Below are 19183 nucleotides of genomic sequence, written 5' to 3'. Positions count from 1 at the left end.
TAAGACGAGGAAGCCGCGGCAAACCGGAAAATTATTTTTCCGGCCCGGCCGCGGCCTCGTCGATCAAGCGGTTTGCAGTTCGCTCTTGACCTTGCCGGCCTCCATGCGCACCAGTTGATCGGCGACGTCGAAGTAACGGTCATCGTGGGAAATGACGATGATGGTCTTGCCCAGACGTTTGAGGTCAGGCAGCAACTCGGTGTAGAAAATTCGCCGGAAGGTCGGGTCCTGATCGGCCGCCCATTCATCGAACACCAGCACCGGCCGCTCTTCGAGCCAGGCATTGACCAGGGCCAGGCGCTTGCGCTGGCCGGTGGACAAATCGGTGGTGCTGAACGCGCCGTCGCGCACGCTGACCTTGTGCGCGATCTCCAGACGTTCGAGGTAGCGGGTCGCGTCCTGCGGGACTTCGCGGTCGCCCTGAATCAGATCGTCGAACAGGTAGTAGTCGGCAAAAATCGTCGTGAAATTCTGCCGGTAGTCATCGCGATTAAGCGCGGTGATCGGCTGATCGTTGACGCGGATTTCGCCTTCGGTTGGCGCGTACAAGCCCAGCAGCAGTTTGATCAGCGTGGTTTTGCCGCAGCCGTTTTCACCGACGATAAACACGATGTCGCCCTGTTCGATGCGCAGGTTGACCGGCCCCAGACGGAACGGTTCGCTGCCTTCCACGGGTGGGAAGGCGTAACGCACGTTGTGCAGTTCCAGGCTGTTGACCGCACCGGGTTTCTTGCCCTGATCCTCCAGCAGCAGATGCGGTTCGGGCGAGGAGAATTGCTCGCTCAGTTCGGCGATGCGGCGGAAGGCAATCTGCGCACGGCTGATGATCGGCAAGGTGCTGACCAGGTGCTCCAGCGGCCCCTTCATGTACAGCAGCACCAGGACGAAGCCGCTCATCACTGCTTTGTCGCCGCTGGGCCAGAAGGATTGCAGGGCCAGGGCCATGCCGATGACCACGAAGAACAGCATCGAACCGAAGGACTTGGCGATGACGAAGGTGTTGATGGATTTGATCTGGGTGTCGCAGATCTTCTCGGCAGTTTTTTGAATCCCGGCGACAAACATGCGCTGGCGACGCGGGCGATGAATGCGCAGTTCCTTAGCACCCTCGGCAATCGCGTTGTAATGCTTTTGCAGTTCATCCTCGGAATCGCGTGCAGCGTAGAAACCGCGCATGCCCTTGGCCCGGGCAATCGCCTGAATGGTCGTACCGATCGCAATCGCCACCAGCATCATCAGGAACATCGGCCAGGACAGCAGCGCCAGATAGCCGAGGCAGCCGAGGGTAACGGTCATGGAAATCGCCAGCGGGGCGAAGGCGAAGGCGAAGTCGCTGATGGTGTCGACGTCGTGGGTCAGCACCGGGATCAAGCGATGGCTGCGGTAACGTTCGATCTGGTCGATCGGCGCCGACAGGACTTTCTCCCCCAGCTCTTTGCGCAATTTGGCGATGATGTGCTGGCCGACGTAGTTGGTGCCGATGTCGGACAAAATCGTCGTCAATAAGGCCAACGCACAGAGGCCAGCGAAGATCATTACCACGGTGCGGGTCAGGCCGTCGTCGGAGTGCAGGGCATTGTTGATGGTCGCCAGCAGCACGGTGACGCTCAGGCCGCCGATCATGCCGAGCACGATGGACACAGAGACGATCAGGCGGAAGGGCTTGAGCAAGGCGAACAATTCGTTGATCGCCCCACGCGTAGGCTTGGTCATGGAGGATTCCTGCTTCGGTGCGGAGGGAGTGCCGGTACTTAAGGAAAACGAATGGTCACGGACTTTCTTTAAACGACCGCAGGCGGGGCTGCGGTCGGGATGGGCAGGATCAGAGGTCGCGCACTACGCGAAACCCGAGCCAGTCGCCTTTGCTGGTCGGCCAGCTGCTGTTGCGGTTGCCGGAGCGCGAGAACACCGGCGCCTCGCCCCAATCGTTGCCGCGCATGACCTGACGCTCGCAGTTTTCCTGGGTCCATGGGCGACCGTCGTTGGGTACGCCGGAGTAATCCTTGTGATAGCAGTCGGCGGTCCATTCGTAGACGTTGCCGTGAGCGTCGTAAACGCCGAAGGCATTGGCCGGGAACGTCCCGGCAGGGGAGGTGAAGTTGTAACCGTCGGCGGCGCCATAGGTGTTGGCATGTTTGGAAATCTGGTAGTTGTTGCCTTCATCGAACGGGAAAGGGAAGGGTCCGGTGCTGCCGCCGCGTGCGGCGTACTCGCGGATCGATTCGCTTTGCAAGCGATAGGCATGACCGGTTTTTTTCGACAACCAATCGATGTAGCCCTGGGCTTCGGCGACGTTCATGCACACGGCCGGGTCGCGGGCGGTCTGTTTGAATTCCGGTTTGCCGGCGGTGCAGCGGCGGCCCGGGCGATCATCGAAGTCGTAAGGCTTGTTGCCGGTTTCGCGCACGTACGCGTCCCACTCGCCGACCAGCACCTGGAAGCGGCTGATGGCGAAGGGTTTGCTGAAGGTCACTGCGTGGCGCGGGCCTTCGTCCGGTTCGCGACCGACTTCGTCATCCGGGGTGCCCATGGTGAAGGTGCCGGTCGGCAGCACGACCATTTCCGGGCAGTCCTTGCAGTCCTTGAACACTTTGCCTGGCGCCGGCACTGTCGCCGCTTGAGCTGCGCCGGGCAACAGGCCGGCGCACAGCGCGGTCAGGGCCAGCGCGGGCAAGGCCTTGAAGGTGAAACAGGCATGGGGCTTTTTCATGAGTCGTCTCTGTGAAAAGGAAAACTGGAGTCGAGGGATCAGGCGCGGCGTTTTTTACCGAGCAGGGCCATGAAGCGGTCCACTTCGGCTTCGTTGTTGAGCAGGCCCGGCGCGGTGCGAATCACCGGGCCGACATCGCGGCTGACCGCATCGCAGATCACCCGGTTTTGCATCAGGTAGGCGGCTACTTCATCGCTGTCCTGACCCTTGGCCCGGAAGAAAGTGAAACCGGCAGAAAACTGCGGATCGAGCGGAGTCACCAGCTCGATGTTCGACTGTTCTTGCAGACGCTGCTTCAGGTAGCTGTTGAGCTGATGAATGCGCGCCTGAACGTCAGCCTTGCCCAGTTGCAGGTGCAACTTGAACGCTTCGTCCACCGCCCAGCGATGCTCGAAAGCGTGGTAACCGCCCGGGGTCATGATCGTGGCGAAAGAAGTGGCTTCGGAGAATGTCGGCACACTCGGGCTGACGTATTTCAGCTCTTCGCTGCGGCTGCACACGATGCCGGTGCCGCGCGGACCGAACATCCACTTGTGGGTGCCGGCGATAAAGAAGTCGCAGTTCATCTGCGGGAAACTCAGGTCGTCGACACCGAAACCGTGCACGCCGTCGACCACGTAAATCAGCCGATCCTTGTCGTCGCGTTGACGGTTGTGTTCATCGACCAGCCGCGAGATAGCGCTGATCGGCAATTTCACACCGCTGCCCGAATGCACCCAGGTCATGCCGAGTACGCGGGTCTCAGGGCGAATGTTGCGGTTGATCGTGTCGAGCACCTGATCCAGGGAAATGCTTTGCGGGTTGTCGAACAGCCTGAGTTTGCGCACCCGGGTGCCATCGCGGCGGCTGCGGAAATCGAGAATGTTGCGGGTGGAATAGTGCTCGTGCTCGGTGGTGAGGATTTCCTGATCCGCGCGCACTTGCACGCTGCCATAAATCATCGCCAGACCTTCGGTGGTGCTACCGGTGAGGGCGATCTGGCCGGGCTTGGCTTGCAGGTATTGGCCGGCCCAGACCCGCACGTTGTGCTGCAATTGTTCGTTGCTGCCCTGATCCCAATCCATCGCCAGTCCCGGATTGCGGTCGAGCGTGGCGCGATGGCGTTCGATGGCTTCGCGCACGGGTTTGGGGTGCGAGGTGATCAGGAAGTTAGCGAAGTGAATCGCCTGCGGGTCCTGATCGAACAGCTGGCGCAATTGCGTCCATTTGTTCACGGAGGCCACGGGCGCGGTCGCGGCCATTGCCGGCGCTGTGAGGCTGGCGCCGAACGGCAGAGCGGCCGCCATCACACCGACCTGTTTCAGAAAGGTCCGGCGGTCAGTCATGGCTTGGCAGTGTCCTGACGGGAAATCAGTGCCGGTTTCGCGGATTTCTGTACCTGATCCCAGACGCGCATAAAGTTGCCGCCCCACAGCTTGGCGATGTCCGCTTCGGAGTAGCCGCGCTGTATCAATTCGGCGGTGACGTTGCGGATTTCGCCAACGTTTTCCCAACCCTTGATGCCGCCGCCGTCGTTGAAGTCGGACGAGATGCCGACATGGTCGATACCGATTTTGCGCACGGTGTAATCGATGGCGTCACCGAGATCCTTGAGGGTGGCTTTCGGCTCTTCTTCAAGGATGCCGTAGAGGCCGCTGGCGTACTGGCCGAGTTTCTGTTCCGACCAGGCCGTGATGATCGGGTCGCCCGGCATCAGCGCCATGGCCAGGTTTGGCAGTGGCGGCAGATCGAAGCGTGCGCGCAGGGCATTGAGTTTGTCCTGCGTGCCCTGAGTCAGCGGTTTGAGGTACTGCGAGAAGCCGACCACCTGAACCACGCCGCCGCTGTTCTTGATCAGCTGCAATTCCTTGTCGCTGAGGTTGCGCGGAATATCCACCGCCGCACGCGGCGCCGAGTGTGAGGCCACCAACGGTGTGCGGCTCAGCTGTGCAACCTGTTCCAGGCCTTTGGTCGACATCTGCGAAACGTCGATGATCACGCCCAGATCGTTCAAACGCTGCACTGCTTGCTTGCCGATATCGGAGAGACCGTCGAGGGCGTCCGGCGAGTCATTGAAGAACGGCAGCGGCCGCGAGGAGTCCGCCCAGCTGTTGTTGCCGATGTAGCTGAAGCCGAACATGCGCATGCCGCGTCCGGCCCACAGGTCCAGTTTGCTCAGGTCGTTGCCCAGCGGGTAGGCGTTGAGCATGCTGATGAAAATCGCAAACTTGCCTTCGCCATGCAAGCGGCGGAAATCATCCGGGGTGTAGGCGATGCCGACCTGATTGGGGAAGTCGCGGACCATGCCGGTGATGATCTTGTAACGGACTTCCTGTTGGTTGCGGGCCTCTTCGACAAAACCTTCGGTGGGGCGATGCGGGGCGTTCGGGCCGTTCCACATTTCCGGCCAGCCGAACACCGTCAGCGCAGCGCCCGACAAGCGCCCGCGGTTGGCCTTGATCAGGTCGAACTGGCCGGAGCCGTCCTTGTCGGCTTCGTTGCCGTGGGCGCCGAAACTCAGCGGTACGGTGATGTGGCTGTCGAAGGAGAGAATGCGATCCTGCAACTCGGTCGCCTGTTTCATCACCTTTACCGGGTAGCCAGGGTTGTCCCGAAACCAGTAATCCCAGGCCAGAAACCCTGCGCCGGCGCTGATCGCCAAGGCCAGCGGCAGGCCGATAAATAGAGCCTTTTTCGAACGCGGTTTTGTCATTGCCATCTCATTCAGGTTCGCCGTCGAGGTGCAGGCGCAGGGGCCTTTGCTATCTGGGAGGAACGAGTGGCCGGGCGGGTAATTTAGTCGCGCGCAGGAAAAGCGCTGACGGCGCGTAGCGATCTTTTGCCGGGGCCGTAAATTTCCCCGGCGAGCAAACGTTCTAGCTTGGATAAAGCCTGCTTCATGGCTGACACAGGTAGGGCAATGACGATCTCTCGACGCTGGTTCATGGCGGGCATGGCACTCACGGGCGCCGCGCTGCCTGCCGCTTTTTATGCACATCGTGAGCTGACCCGCGAGGAGTTTCCGATCACCCCGGGCGAGGCTACGGTCGATCTGGCCGATACCGCCGGACAGCAGTTGGCGGACAACCTGCGCGGCGTCTGGGATATCCGTTTCAGCGGATCTGCGGCCGGGCTTGATGGCTTGCCACGCGACGGCCTCGAGTTGTTTCTCGACATTGCCCACCGGGGGCGCGGTTTGCGCGGGTTTCTCGATACCGGTGCCAACCTGCGCTCAGAAGCGCCTGCGCGTTACCAAGTGATCGGCGATCTGGCGCCGGGCAACGGCGCCGAAATGTACTGGCGGCTGATGCGCACCGATGCGCCGCAAGCGCCGCCGGTCTACGAATTCAAAGTCAAACTCGACGAAGTCTGGGCGGCGTTCGGCAATGCCGGCAGCGGCACGTTCACCGGGCAAGTGTTGCGCCTCGATCGGCCGTTGGCGCTGCCTGAACTGGACAATCATTTCATCGCCATCAAGCGACGTTTTCCCGAGGCCCGCGAACGCGCCGGTTTGAACCCGACGCTGTTGGCGTGGCTGGTGGCGCCGGAACATCGCCTGTTCCACCAGCTCTGGCACGCCAGCCGCGACAAGTGGCACAAGCTCTCGGAGAAAAAACGCGACGCCCTGCGCGGTATTGGCTGGCAACCCGGCCCCCGTGACAAAGAGCGCGATGCCCGTGGGCCCAGCAAGGATCGTAACGGCTCTGGTATCGATTTTTTCTTCATGCACCGACACATGCTCGGCAAGGCCCGTTCGATGCAGGATTTGCCGTCATGGCAGGCCTTCCCGATGCCGCAGCCGGAACTGGAGCGTGACCGCCAGGGCTTCGCCCGTTACTTCGACAATCACGACGGCGATGCACTACCACCGACGTGGCTGACTGAAGGTGACGACGAGTACACCAAGTGGGTCAGCGATATTAAAGCGGCCGAGACCTATCACAGTAATTTCCAGGTGTGGGAATCGCAGTACCGCGACCCGCGCTACCTGGCGAAACTCAGCCTCGGCCAGTTCGGTTCGGAAGTCGAATTGGGCCTGCACGACTGGCTGCACATGCGCTGGGCGTCGGTGGCGCGGGATCCGTCCAACGACATTCCGGTGCCGATGGCGCGCGATCAGGCAGATTTTGCCGCGCGCTGGTATGCGCCGGAAAACGACTTTCTCGGCGACCCGTTTTCCTCGCACGTGAACCCGGTGTTCTGGCGTTTCCACGGCTGGATCGATGATCGCATCGAAGACTGGTTCCGCGCCCACGAGCGTTTTCATCCGGGCGAAGTCAGCCGGCTGGAAGTCAACGGTGTGCCGTGGTTTGCGCCGGGTCGCTGGGTTGAGGTCGATGACCCGTGGCTGGGGCCGGACACCCATGGCTGCAGCACCGTGCCGGGGTTGCAGATCGGGCGCTCGGTGGAGATGGATCCTGAGACGATGAAGCTGGCGTTGCGCATCACCTTTGGCGATGAAGACAACATGGCCGACCTGTTCCGCAAAGTGCCGCAGCGACCGTGGTACGCGCGGCATCTGAAAGTGAAAGGGCGGCAACTCTGAGCGCAAAAAAATCGCAGCCCGGTGCTGCGATTTTTTTTGCCTAGGGATCTTGGTTGCCTGACCTGGCGCCTTCGCGAGCAGGGGGGCTTTGTAAACGACGCAGATCCAATGTGGGAGCGAGCCTGCTCGCGAAGGCGTCAGTCCAGTCGATAATTTTCGCTCAGATAACCTGCCAGCCCCCGCCCAGCGCCTTGTACAGGGCAATGCTCGCCTGCAGTCGCGACAAGCGCAATTGCACATTCATATCCTGCGCCGCATACAAGGTGCGCTGGGTTTGCAGCACCGTCAGCAAGTCTTCGGCACCGGCCTGGTAGCGGCTCTGGGCAATGTCGAACGCGGTCTGCGCCTGGCTCAGTTCTTCGCTTTGCCACTGGCGCTGTTCGTCGAGGCCGCGAATGCTGCTCAGGGCTTTTTCCACGTCAGCGAAGCCATTGATGATCGCCCCTCGATAGGTTTCCAGCAGTTCGTCCTGACGCGCCTTGGCCTTGTCGCGCTCGGCGCTCAGGCGGCCGTTGTTGAAGATCGGCGCGGTCAATCCGGAAGACAGGTTGTAGAGCGTGGTGCGCAGCAGGTCCGCCGCCAGATCGGCGCCAGTGCCGAGGCTGGCGGTCAGGGTGATTTTCGGCAGCATGGCGGCGCGGGCCACGCTGACGTCAGCCTGGGCCGCCGCCAGTTTGGCTTCGGCGCTGGCGATGTCCGGACGCCGGCTCAGCAAATCGCTGGGCACACCACTGGCGATGTTCGGCCATTGCAACTGTTCGAATGACTGTTGCGGTGCCGACAATGCCTGCACCGGTTGGCCGAGCAGGGCGGCGAGGGTGATCAAGGCTTCGCGGGCCTGTTGCTGCACCAGTGGCAATTTGCGCTGCTGTTCCGCTACCAGGCTTTTTTGCTGGGCCAGTTCCAGCGCGGTGGCGCTGCCGGCGTCGAAGCGGGTTTGCACCAAGTGCAGGACGTTTTGCGCGTTGGCCAGATTGAGCTCGGCAATGCGTGCCTGTTCGCGCAATGCCAAGGCCTGCGTGTAACTGTTGGCGACGCCGCTTTGCAGGGTCAGTTCGACGGTGGCACGGTCGAATTCGCTGGCCTGTACACCGAACACGGCGCTGTCGCGCGCCGCGCGTTTACCGCCCCAGAAGTCTATTTCGTAACTGGCGCTCAGCTCGGCGTCGTAGTAATCCAGCGAGCGATTATCCGGGCTGACGTCGAGTTGGCTGTAGCCTTTGCCGTGCAACAGTTTCTGCCGGTTGGCATTGAGACCGGCCTTGATTTCCGGGAGCAGCGGGGCGCCGGCAATCGTCGCGCTGGCCTGGGCTTGCCTGACCCGCGCAACAGCGGCGCCGAGGTCATGGCTGCCCAGTCGCGCCTGTTCGACCAGTCGATCCAGCTCGGGGCTGCCGAACTGGGTCCACCATTGGCGGTTGCTCTGCACGGCACCAGGCTGCTCAGGTGATTGCCACGCGGCCGGTGGCAGCACGCCGCTGTCGGGGCGTGGCGCAGGGCTGTTGCAGGCCGCCAGCAACAGGCTGGCGGCAAGAATTGTCAGTGGCGCTTTCATAGGTCGATCATTCACTGGTAAGGGCCGTGACCGGGTCGAGCCGGGCAGCCTTGCGGGCAGGCATGAAGCCGAAGAGGACGCCGGTGGCCAGCGCGCAGGCGAAAGCGCCGATGACGGCCAGCCATTGAAACGCGATCGCCACGCCGCTGAACAACAGCACGCTGCCGACCAGCATCGCCAGGCTGATACCGGCCACGCCGCCGACCACCGAAAGCATCACCGCTTCGGTGAGAAACTGGCGCAGGATGTCGCGCTGACGCGCGCCCGTGGCCATGCGGATACCGATTTCCCGGGTGCGTTCGCGCACGGTCATGAGCATGATGTTCATCACCCCGATACCGCCGACCAGCAACGAGATCGCGGCGATGGCGCCGAGCATCAGCGACAGCGTGCCCTGCGTGCGTGCTTCGGCTTGAATCATTGCGGCGTTGTTGGTCAGTTCGAAATCCTTCTTGCCATTGTGTCGCCGCAGCATCGCCTGTTCGATCGCCTGCTCGGCGTCTTTGACTTTGCGTGCGTCCTTGGCGGCGATCACCACGTATTCCGGATTACGGCTGCCGAACAGGCGCGTGCTGGCCGCCGAGTAGGGCACGGCGATGCGGTTGTCGCTGTCGGAATCGCCGGAGCTCGAGCCCTTTTCCGCCAGAACACCGAGCACCTGAAACGGCACGTTTTCGATCAGGATGTATTGGCCGATCGGATCGGCGACATCCTTGAGCAGCTTGTCGCGCACCTTGGTGCCGATCACCGCCACGGCGGCGGCGCTGTCTTCATCGGCCTGGCTGAAGTAACTGCCCTGAACCACCGGCCAGTTGAAGATGCTCGGGAAATTGGTGTCGTTGCCACCGACGTAACTGCTGTGGTCGGCATTGCCGAAACGCACGCCAGCGGTCGAGCCGTTGACCGGCATGATCCGCTCGACCTGGGGCAGGGCGGCCAGTTCGGCGACGTCGTCGAGGGTGATGATGCCCGGTGGTGTGCGCGGATTGGGTGCGGCGCCGCTGAGGTAGATGATGTTGGAGCCGAAGGCGCCCATTTGCGCCATCACCTGGCGTTTGCTGCCTTCGCCCACCGCGAGCATCACCACCACCGAGGCCACGCCGATGACGATCCCGAGCAGGGTCAGCGCGGTGCGAAAACGATTGATCCACATGACCCGCCACGCCGCTTGCACGGCGTCGACCAGTTCAGCTTTCCAGGCGCCGGTCTGGGTGCTGCCGCTGCTCAGGCGCTGGCGCAGATCCACAGCTTGCAGGGCGCCGGGGTTGGCGCTGCGCGGTGGGGCTGACGGGTGTTCGGCGGTGTCGCTGATGATCAGCCCGTCACGAATTTCAATGATGCGCTTGGCTCGTTGTGCGACTTCGCGGTCGTGGGTGATGAGAATCACCACATGGCCCTGACTGGCGAGCTCATCGAGCAGGGTCATGACCTCGGCGCCGCTGTGGCTGTCGAGGGCGCCGGTGGGTTCGTCGGCGAGGATAATGTGGCCGCCGTTCATCAACGCCCGGGCAATCGACACCCGCTGTTGCTGACCGCCGGAAAGCTGATGCGGACGGTTGCCGGTGCGGCTGCCCAGGCCGAGCCGCTCCAGCAAGGCGCTGGCGCGCGCGTGGCGTTCGGCGGCCGGGGTACCAGCGTAGATGGCCGGCATCTCGACGTTTTCCTGGGCAGAACCGGACGGAATCAGGTGATAACCCTGGAATACAAAACCAAACGCTTCGCGGCGCAGCCAGGCCAGTTCGTCAGTGTCGAGTCGGGCGACGTCTTCCCCGGCGAAGCGATATTCGCCGCTGGTAGGGCGGTCGAGGCAGCCGAGGATATTCATTAATGTCGACTTGCCGGAGCCGGACGCCCCGACGATGGCGACGAACTCACCGGCATGAATCGACAGATCAATGCCGCGTAATACTTCCACCAGCGGGCTGTCATTGCCGCCATAGGATTTGCGGATCTGCCGCAGGTCAATCAGTGGCGTTTGCATTCAGCCTCCGCTGCCGGTGGCCGGCGCGCTGAGAATGTGATCGCCTTCGGCCAGGCCTTCAAGCACTTGGGTGCGCAAGCGGTCGCTGATGCCGGTGCGCACTTCGCGGGGCTGGATTTCGCCATTGGCGGCGACGATCTGCGCCCGTTGCCATTGTGGGCGTGAGCCGGGTTGCAGGGCGGCGCTGGGCACGGTGAGGGTGTCTTGCGCCTGTTGCGCCACAAAGAACACCTGCGCAGTCATGTCGGTCATCAGGCTGTTGTCGGCGTTGTCGACGTCGAGCAATACGGTGTAGAGCACCACGCGTTCGCTGCCGCTGCGACCGCTGGTGGGGCTGCCACCCTGATTCTGTTCGAGCGGGCGCGGCGGCACCGGCAGAATTTGCCGGACGGTGCTGCTCCAGCGCCTACTGCCGCCGCTGAGCGTGGTGAAGTAGGCGGTCATGCCGGGTTTGACGTGGCCGATGTCCGCTTCGGAAACCTCGGCCCACACGGTCATCGGCGAAAGCCGGGCGATGCGCAGAATCAGCGGGGTTTGCTGCTGCGCGTTGAGCGTCTGGCCTTCGCGGGCGCCGACGGCGACGACGGTGCCGCTCATCGGCGCATAAATACGCGTGTAGCCGAGCTCCGCTTCGTCACTGCGCAGGCTGGCTTGAGCCTGGCGGATCTGCGCCTGGAACATGTCGATGCGTGCCTGCGTGGCGCGGACTTCGGCGCGGGCGGTCTGCACGTCTTCCTCACGGGTGGCGCCACCGGCGGCGAGTTTCTGCTGGCGCTGGTATTTCTGTTGCGCGAGGTCGTGCTGGGCGCGTTGCTCCTGCAACTGTGCCTTGAGGTTTTCGATGGAAAACCGCCCGGCATCCAGTTTGGCCTTTTGCGTGGAGGGGTCGATCTCTACCAGTAACTGGCCTTCCTTGACCGTGTCGCCAGCCTCGACATGAATCTTCTGGATCTGCCCGGATGCCTGCGCACCGACGTCCACATAACGACGTGGCTGCAACGTACCCAGTGCGGTCACGCTGTTTTCGATACTGCTACGCGTCACCTGCACCGTGGCGAGGGCGTCGCGCCCGGGCGGCAGGACTTGCCACGCGGCAACGGCGATCACGGGAATCAGGCAAAGGGCGGCGAACAGGGCGCGTCGGGCGGGGCGGGGACGTTTCATGCAGGGTTCCGGCCAGTGGAATCGGCCCGTCATTCGGCCAGTACACAGGCGTGCAGGGGCGCTGAACGCTGTCGCATGGCACGACAGATACGGGGAGCTGTCCTGTAAACGATGAATGCACAAGGGAATTTAAGCGCCGTACACATCAAGTAACAGGTAGCCAGGCGCGACTATTTGGGGCGGATGTGGAAACAACTCTTTAAATCTATATGAGAATTACTATAAATTACGCACCTCACGTTGCCACTATCTTGCTACTGCGTTTGCGGCGGCTGGATCAGTGTGCTCAAGGACAGGAACTGCATCGATGCGGTCGGGAGTCATGTTGGAAAACTACTATCGCGAGCTGGTGTGTTTCCTTAACGCCAAGCTGGGCAACCGTCAGGTGGCCGAAGATGTGGTGCATGACGCTTATGTACGGGTACTGGAGCGTTCCAGCGACACACCGATCGAACAACCGCGGGCCTTCCTTTATCGCACGGCATTGAACCTGGTTATCGATGATCATCGGCGCAACGCCTTGCGCCAGGTCGAATCGCTCGATGTGCTGGACAGCGAAGAGCGCTATTTCACCCCGTCGCCCCACGGCACCCTCGACCACGGTCAACGTCTGGAGATGCTCCAGCGCGCGTTGGCCGAGTTGCCGCCGCGCTGCCGGGAAAGTTTTCTGCTGCGCAAGATCGAAGGTCTGTCCCATCCGGAAATTGCCGAGCATCTAGGGATTTCCAAGGCGTTGGTGGAAAAGCACATCGTCAACGCCATGAAACATTGCCGCTTGCGCATCAAACAATGGGACGCCCATTGATCCTTGCTGGTTAAATTTCCGTTCATCGTCCTCGTTCCTACTCAACAGACGACCTGCTGACCTGATTCAGGCCGGTCAGGCCACCCAGGCTTTATCCCCGCGTTGAGGGGTTCATCCAGAGGACACTGGAAATGACACAGGCAATTGCATCGCCCATCGTTCACGACCTGATCGGCGTCGGTTTCGGCCCTTCGAACCTGGCACTGGCCATCGCTCTGCAAGAGCGCGGCCCGACCCAGGGCGAGCTGGATGTGCTGTTCCTCGACAAACAGGCCAACTACAGCTGGCACGGCAACACCTTGTCGACGCAGAGCGAGTTGCAGATTTCCTTCCTCAAGGATCTGGTGACCCTGCGCAATCCGACCAGCCCGTACTCGTTCGTCAATTACCTCAAGTATCACGGTCGTCTGGTCGACTTTATCAACCTCGGCACCTTCTATCCGTGCCGCATGGAGTACAACGACTACCTGCGCTGGGTCGCCGGGCAGTTCACCGAGCAGAGCCGTTACGGCGAAGAAGTGCTGACCATCGAGCCAGTGCTGCACAACCACCAGGTTGAAGCGCTGCGGGTAATTTCCCGCGATAGCCAGGGCCTGCAACATGTACGCACCACCCGTTCGGTGGTGGTCAGCGCCGGTGGCACACCGCGTATTCCGGAGGCGTTCAAAGCGCTGAAGGGCGATAGCCGCGTGTTCCACCACTCGCAATACCTCTCGCAAATGGCCAGGCAGCCGTGCGTGAACAATCAGCCAATGAGCATCGCGATCATCGGCGGTGGGCAGAGTGCGGCGGAGGCCTTTATCGATCTGAACGATTCGTTCCCGTCGGTGCAGGTCGACATGATCCTGCGCGGCTCAGCCTTGAAGCCTGCTGACGACAGCCCGTTCGTCAACGAAGTGTTCTCGCCGGAGTTCACTGATCTGGTGTTCCAGCAGAACAGCGTCGAGCGTGAGCGTCTGGTCAACGAGTACCACAACACCAACTATTCGGTGGTCGACATCGACCTGATCGAGCGCATCTACGGCATCTTCTATCGGCAGAAAGTCTCGGGTGTTGCCCGCCACGCGTTCCGTACCCTGACCACCGTCGAGAATGCCACCGCCACCGAAAACGGTATCGAACTGGCCGTGCGCAACAACGCCACCGGCGAAGTCACTGTACGCAATTACGACGCGGTTGTTCTGGCCACCGGTTACGAGCGGCAGATGCACCGCAAACTGCTGGCGCCGCTGGAAGAATACCTGGGCGATTTCGAGGTCGATCGCAATTACAAACTGATCACCGACGAACGCTGCCAGGCCGGCATCTACATGCAGGGCTTCTGCCAGGCCAGCCATGGTCTGAGCGACACGTTGCTGTCGGTGCTGCCGATTCGTGCGGACGAGATTGCAGGTTCGTTGTATGAACACGGCAAGAACCGTGGGCATCGGTCGATGGCGGATTTGTTGTTGGCAACTGCCAGCTAACGCCGATTTCCAGGCCAGATCATTCCCACGCTCTGCGTGGGAATGCCTCAACGGACGCTCCGCGTTCGGCCTTCGATAGGGACGCGGAGCGTCCCGGGCTGCATTCCCACGCAGAGCGTGGGAACGATCATCCTGAACCCTTCCTGAACATCCCCCACATTCCCCGACACACTGCCTTTTGCGGGTTTACTCTCCAGACATCGGGGCGTAAGCTTCGCGCGTTTTCATCAATAGCGGAGACCCACAGTGGGTACTTGTTCGAGTGACAGTTGTCGGCCGGTCTCGGTAACCGGCAGATTCTCGGCAAGATAACGCGCAGCCTTTCTCTGCCGTTGTCTCGCCGTAACAGCGAGCAGCGGCATCCCGTGCATGACCCGTCCTGGGCCATGTCTGGACGTTCCTTCTCATCGACGCTGAACAGAGCGTGATTTCGACTACACAGTCGTGATCGCAGCCCTATCGACACGCCTGTCGTTTCTGACCGGCGCGCCAGGCCTTGCCGTGCCGGTTTTTCCGGTGGACGAGGCGCGGCCGTACCTGCTTGACGGTTTCCCGGCTGACCATAGGGGCAACAGCCATGAAACTTACGCTCAAGGAATTCTTCGCAGGTTTTCTGCGGACCCGCCACATCGCCCGGCACTTCCGTCGTCTGGCGCTGCTGGAATCGATCAACGACACCACGGTCAGCCGTGAAGTCCCGCCGACTTTGGCCAACACCCTGGTCGATGCCGCGCATTGCGACAGCGGTGTGTTGCTCTCGTCATTGGGCACGCACTCCGATGGCCTCACCGATTTCGAAGTCGATGCGCTGCGTGCGCAATACGGTCTCAACGAAGTCGAACACGAACAACCGCTGCCATGGTGGATTCACCTGTGGCACTGCTACAAAAACCCGTTCAACTTGCTGCTGACGTTGTTGGCGGTGATCTCGTGGCTGACCGAAGACCTCAAGGCCGCCGTGGTGATTTTCTCCATGGTGGTGCTGTCGACGTTGCTGCGCTTCTGGCAGGAAAGCAAATCCAACCAGGCTGCCGACGCGCTGAAAGCCATGGTCAGCAACACCGCCACGGTGATGCGCCGTGACGCCCCACGCAGCGAATTGCCGATCAAGCAATTGGTGCCGGGCGATCTGATCGTCCTCTCGGCCGGTGACATGATTCCTGCCGATTGCCGCGTGCTTAGCGCCAAGGATCTGTTCGTCAGCCAAGCGGCGATGACCGGCGAATCGATGCCGGTGGAGAAGTTTCCGCGTCAGGCTGATCGCGACACGCGCAATCCTCTGGAGCTGGACAACATCCTGTTCATGGGCACCAACGTTGTCTCCGGCACGGCGGTGGCGGTGATTCTCACCACGGGCAACAGCACCTATTTCGGTGCGCTGGCCCAGCGTGTCGGCGCAACCGATCGCGCGGTGACTTCGTTCCAGCAAGGCGTGAATAAAGTCAGCTGGCTGTTGATCCGTTTCATGTTCGTGATGGCGCCGCTGGTGCTGTTCATCAACGGTTTCACCAAGGGTGACTGGACCGAAGCATTGCTGTTCGCGCTGTCGATTGCCGTCGGCCTGACCCCGGAAATGCTGCCGATGATCGTCACCTCGACGCTGGCCAAAGGCGCGGTGTTCCTGTCGCGTAAAAAAGTCATCGTCAAACGTCTCGATGCGATCCAGAACTTCGGCGCCATGGACGTGCTGTGCACCGACAAGACCGGCACGCTGACCCAGGACAAGATCTTCCTCGCGCGCAATGTCGATGTCTGGGGCGAAGACTCCGATGACGTGCTGGAAATGGCTTACCTGAACAGCTACTACCAGACCGGCCTGAAAAACCTGCTCGATGTCGCGGTGCTGGAACACGTGGAAATCCACCGTGAACTGAAAGTCGGCACGGCGTTTCGCAAGGTCGACGAGATCCCGTTCGACTTCAATCGTCGGCGTATGTCGGTGGTGGTCGAAGGACGTGGCCAGCCACATCAGTTGATTTGCAAAGGTGCCGTGGAAGAAGTCTTGGCGGTGTGCAGCCGCGTGCGTCACGGTGAGGTCGATGAAGCCTTGAGCGATGAATTGCTGACCCGGATTCGTCAGGTCACCGCAGCATTCAACGCTGAAGGCTTGCGCGTGGTGGCGGTGGCCGCCCGCTCGATGCCTGAAGGTCGCGAGATTTATAGCCTGGCCGATGAACAGGAACTGACGCTGATCGGCTATGTGGCGTTCCTCGATCCCCCGAAGGAAAGCACCGCGCCGGCGCTCAAGGCCTTGGCCGAACATGGCGTGGCGGTAAAAGTGCTGACCGGCGACAACGAACTGGTGACCGCGAAAATCTGCCGCGAAGTCGGTCTGGCTCAGCAGGGTTTGCTACTGGGTAACGACGTTGAACGCATGAGCGATGCCGAACTGGCGGTTGCCGTAGAGACCACCAACGTCTTCGCCAAACTGACGCCGTCGCACAAGGAGCGCATCGTGCGCATCCTCAAAGGCAACGGCCATGTGGTCGGCTTCATGGGTGACGGCATCAACGACGCTCCAGCCCTGCGCACCGCCGACATCGGTATATCCGTGGACAGTGCGGTGGACATCGCCAAGGAAGCCGCCGACATCATCCTCCTGGAAAAGAGCCTGATGGTGCTGGAGGAGGGCGTACTCGAAGGGCGGCGCACCTTCGCCAACATGCTCAAGTACATCAAGATGACCGCCAGCTCCAACTTCGGCAATGTGTTCTCGGTGCTGGTCGCCAGTGCGTTCATTCCGTTCCTGCCGATGCTGCCGATGCATCTGCTGGTGCAGAACCTGCTCTACGACATTTCGCAGATCGCCATTCCATTCGATAACGTCGATGAGGACATGCTGAAAAAACCACAACGCTGGCAGCCGGGTGACGTCGGGCGCTTCATGCTGTTCTTCGGCCCGATCAGTTCGATCTTTGACATCACCACGTTCGCCTTGATGTGGTACGTATTCGATGCCAACACCCCGGATCACCAGACCCTGTTTCAGTCCGGCTGGTTCGTGGTCGGGTTGCTGACCCAGACGCTGATCGTGCACATGATCCGCACGCCGAAGATTCCGTTCCTGCAAAGCCGCGCGGCCATGCCGCTGCTGGTCATGACCGGGATCATCATGGCGGTCGGCATCTTCCTGCCGATGGGGCCGCTGGCGCATTACTTCAAACTGCAGGCGTTGCCATCGCTGTACTTCGTGTTCCTGCCGGTGATTCTGCTGGCGTACATGGCGCTGACCCAGGCCGTGAAAGGTTTTTACATCCGCCGGTTCGGCTGGCAGTAATGCTGCCCCCTGTAGGAGTGAGCCTGCTCGCGATAGCAATCGGTCAGTCAACATTGCAATGACTGACACACCGCTATCGCGAGCAGGCTCACTCCTACAAAGGTTATGTGTTTCAAGGACAAGACTATGCAAGCCATCAACAACCTCAACCTCGATTCGCTGCTCGACACCCTCGTCAGCCTCAGTGCCGCCTTCATCCTCGGTGGCCTGATCGGTTTCGAACGTCAGTACCGGCAACGCACCGCCGGCCTGCGCACCAACGTGCTGGTCGCCGTCGGCGCAGCGATTTTCGTCGACATGGCCAACCGTCTCGCTGGCGCCGAAGGTGCGGTGCGCGTGGTTGCTTACGTGGTCTCCGGCATCGGCTTTCTCGGCGCCGGGGTGATCATGCGCGAAGAGGGCAACGTGCGCGGTCTCAATACCGCCGCGACCCTGTGGACCTCCGCAGCAGTCGGTGCCTGTGCCGGGGCCGATCTGCTCGCCGAAGCCGTACTCGGCACGCTATTCATTCTGGCCGCCAACACCTTGCTGCGGCCGATCGTCAACAACATCAACCGCCAGCCACTGGACGTGGTCTCGGCGGAAGTCACCAACATCGTCTACGTCATCGCCCGACGCTCCCAGCAAACCGCCGTGTTCGCCTTGCTTGAGGCCGAGCTTGAACGCAGCAACTACCCGGCCAGCGATGTTGATGTGCATGCCTTCGGCGCCGATGAAATCGAAATCGAAGCGACGCTGGCGACAACGTCGGTCGATGGCGATGAACTGGATGCGCTGGTGGCGCGGATTTCCACATCGGCGCTGGTGGTGCAGGCGTTCTGGAGTCCGAGTACCACGGAATGATCGTTTTCGGTTGCTGAGAATTGTCCTACAAGGCGGCAAGAAAGAACCTACATTTTCACCCTTGGGTCTCGATCACTATTTGTTCCGGAGCAGAGATGCCCGGCGTCCTGATGACTCGATGCGTTATTACGGAAGTGCAATGAATACCTGGAAAGTTCGGCAGGGAATGGCCGGAAAGAGGGGGGAACCATTCGTTGCAGATTCCGTGATGAAGGTTGTTCGCTACAGCGAGCAAGCCTGTTGTCGCTGATGAGTAATTGGGAGAGCCAGGCCGCTGGGCCGAATAAACAACTATCCCAAGAGATGTAAAAAATGAAAAAGATCGTCGCTGTTACCGCCGCTACCGTTGTCATGGGGCTCGCTTCTTTCGCCAATGCTGCGACGCCGGCTTCCGGCAACCCTGGCACCGTACGTTTCATTGGTGAAATCGTATCCGGCGCCTGCGGTATCGACGCCAGCTCTCTGGACCAGACCGTTTCCCTGGGTCAGGTGCCATCGAACCAGTTCAAGGCGATCGGTGATCGTTCGACGCCGACCAAGTTCGACATCATCCTGACCGACTGCGACACCACCACCCAGAAGAACGCCCGCTTCACCTTCAGCGGTGTGCAGGATCCAGCGGTTCCGGGCCTGTTCGCCACTACCGGTCTGGCGCAGAACGTCGGCATCCGTCTGCAGGCCAGCGCTGGCGAAATGCTCGATAACGGCACCGAGCAGGTCGCTCCGGTTGTGCTGCAAAACGGCAACAACACCGTGACCTTCGCCGCCATGTATGAAGCCACCGCTGCGACCGTCACCACCGGTGAAGCAGACAGCGTTGCGAACTTCACCGTGGCCTACAACTGATACCTCGGTAT

General features: G+C 61.2%; 13 protein-coding genes. 6 read left to right on the top strand and 7 right to left on the bottom strand.

What is annotated here, in order from left to right; translation table 11 throughout:
* Positions 1-63: 63 nt before the first annotated feature.
* From CKW26_RS04735 to pvdM, 4 genes are all read right to left on the bottom strand, one after another.
* On the bottom strand, positions 64-1713 hold the full coding sequence (locus CKW26_RS04735; RefSeq protein WP_095047693.1) for a cyclic peptide export ABC transporter: 1650 nt from the start codon (positions 1711-1713) through the stop codon (positions 64-66).
* A gap of 109 nt (positions 1714-1822) precedes the next feature.
* Complete coding sequence (locus tag CKW26_RS04730; RefSeq protein WP_095047692.1) at positions 1823-2710, bottom strand: formylglycine-generating enzyme family protein; 888 nt, start codon at positions 2708-2710, stop codon at positions 1823-1825.
* A gap of 38 nt (positions 2711-2748) precedes the next feature.
* Positions 2749-4035, bottom strand: coding sequence for an aminotransferase class V-fold PLP-dependent enzyme (locus tag CKW26_RS04725; protein ID WP_095047691.1), 1287 nt, complete (start codon positions 4033-4035; stop codon positions 2749-2751).
* Complete coding sequence (gene pvdM / locus CKW26_RS04720; RefSeq protein ID WP_093431958.1) at positions 4032-5402, bottom strand: pyoverdine-tailoring dipeptidase-like protein PvdM; 1371 nt, start codon at positions 5400-5402, stop codon at positions 4032-4034. Before pvdM ends, CKW26_RS04725 begins: the two co-directional genes overlap by 4 nt.
* A 207-nt stretch (positions 5403-5609) precedes the next feature.
* Between pvdM and CKW26_RS04715 the strand changes: the two genes are divergently transcribed.
* Entirely contained in the window at positions 5610-7235 is a 1626-nt protein-coding gene (locus tag CKW26_RS04715; RefSeq protein WP_095047690.1) for a PvdJ/PvdD/PvdP-like protein, read from the top strand.
* 160 nt (positions 7236-7395) lie between these two features.
* Here CKW26_RS04715 and CKW26_RS04710 read toward each other — a convergent pair whose 3' ends face one another.
* From CKW26_RS04710 to CKW26_RS04700, 3 genes are read right to left on the bottom strand one after another with little or no spacing between them, the layout of a single operon-like run.
* Entirely contained in the window at positions 7396-8790 is a 1395-nt protein-coding gene (locus CKW26_RS04710) for an efflux transporter outer membrane subunit (RefSeq protein ID WP_095047689.1), read from the bottom strand.
* A gap of 7 nt (positions 8791-8797) precedes the next feature.
* The gene (locus tag CKW26_RS04705; RefSeq protein ID WP_095047688.1) at positions 8798-10771 is read right to left on the bottom strand and encodes a MacB family efflux pump subunit; all 1974 of its coding nucleotides are present in this window, start codon (positions 10769-10771) and stop codon (positions 8798-8800) included.
* Positions 10772-11935, bottom strand: a complete 1164-nt coding sequence (locus tag CKW26_RS04700; RefSeq protein ID WP_095047687.1) for an efflux RND transporter periplasmic adaptor subunit — start codon at positions 11933-11935, stop codon at positions 10772-10774.
* A 322-nt stretch (positions 11936-12257) separates the two neighbouring features.
* On the opposite strand from CKW26_RS04700, the gene CKW26_RS04695 reads away from it, so the two are divergent.
* The 5 genes from CKW26_RS04695 (at position 12258) to CKW26_RS04675 (ending at position 19172) form a co-directional block, all read left to right on the top strand.
* Positions 12258-12740, top strand: a complete 483-nt coding sequence (locus CKW26_RS04695; RefSeq protein WP_042704912.1) for a sigma-70 family RNA polymerase sigma factor — start codon at positions 12258-12260, stop codon at positions 12738-12740.
* A 131-nt stretch (positions 12741-12871) separates the two neighbouring features.
* Positions 12872-14206 (top strand): lysine N(6)-hydroxylase/L-ornithine N(5)-oxygenase family protein, encoded by a 1335-nt coding sequence (locus tag CKW26_RS04690; protein ID WP_095047686.1) that lies wholly within the window; start codon positions 12872-12874, stop codon positions 14204-14206.
* A 577-nt stretch (positions 14207-14783) separates the two neighbouring features.
* On the top strand, positions 14784-17483 hold the full coding sequence (gene mgtA, locus CKW26_RS04685) for a magnesium-translocating P-type ATPase (protein WP_095047685.1): 2700 nt from the start codon (positions 14784-14786) through the stop codon (positions 17481-17483).
* A 126-nt stretch (positions 17484-17609) separates the two neighbouring features.
* On the top strand, positions 17610-18326 hold the full coding sequence (locus CKW26_RS04680; protein WP_007913384.1) for an MgtC/SapB family protein: 717 nt from the start codon (positions 17610-17612) through the stop codon (positions 18324-18326).
* Between the two features lie 312 nt (positions 18327-18638).
* The gene (locus tag CKW26_RS04675; protein ID WP_095047684.1) at positions 18639-19172 is read left to right on the top strand and encodes a fimbrial protein; all 534 of its coding nucleotides are present in this window, start codon (positions 18639-18641) and stop codon (positions 19170-19172) included.
* Positions 19173-19183 lie beyond the last annotated feature (11 nt).

Source organism: Pseudomonas sp. Irchel s3h9 (genome assembly GCF_900187475.1).
In the GTDB taxonomy this organism is placed as follows: domain Bacteria; phylum Pseudomonadota; class Gammaproteobacteria; order Pseudomonadales; family Pseudomonadaceae; genus Aquipseudomonas; species Aquipseudomonas neuropathica.
The sequence above is the reverse complement of the archived record's forward strand: the minus strand, read 5'-3'. Positions and strand labels throughout refer to the sequence as shown.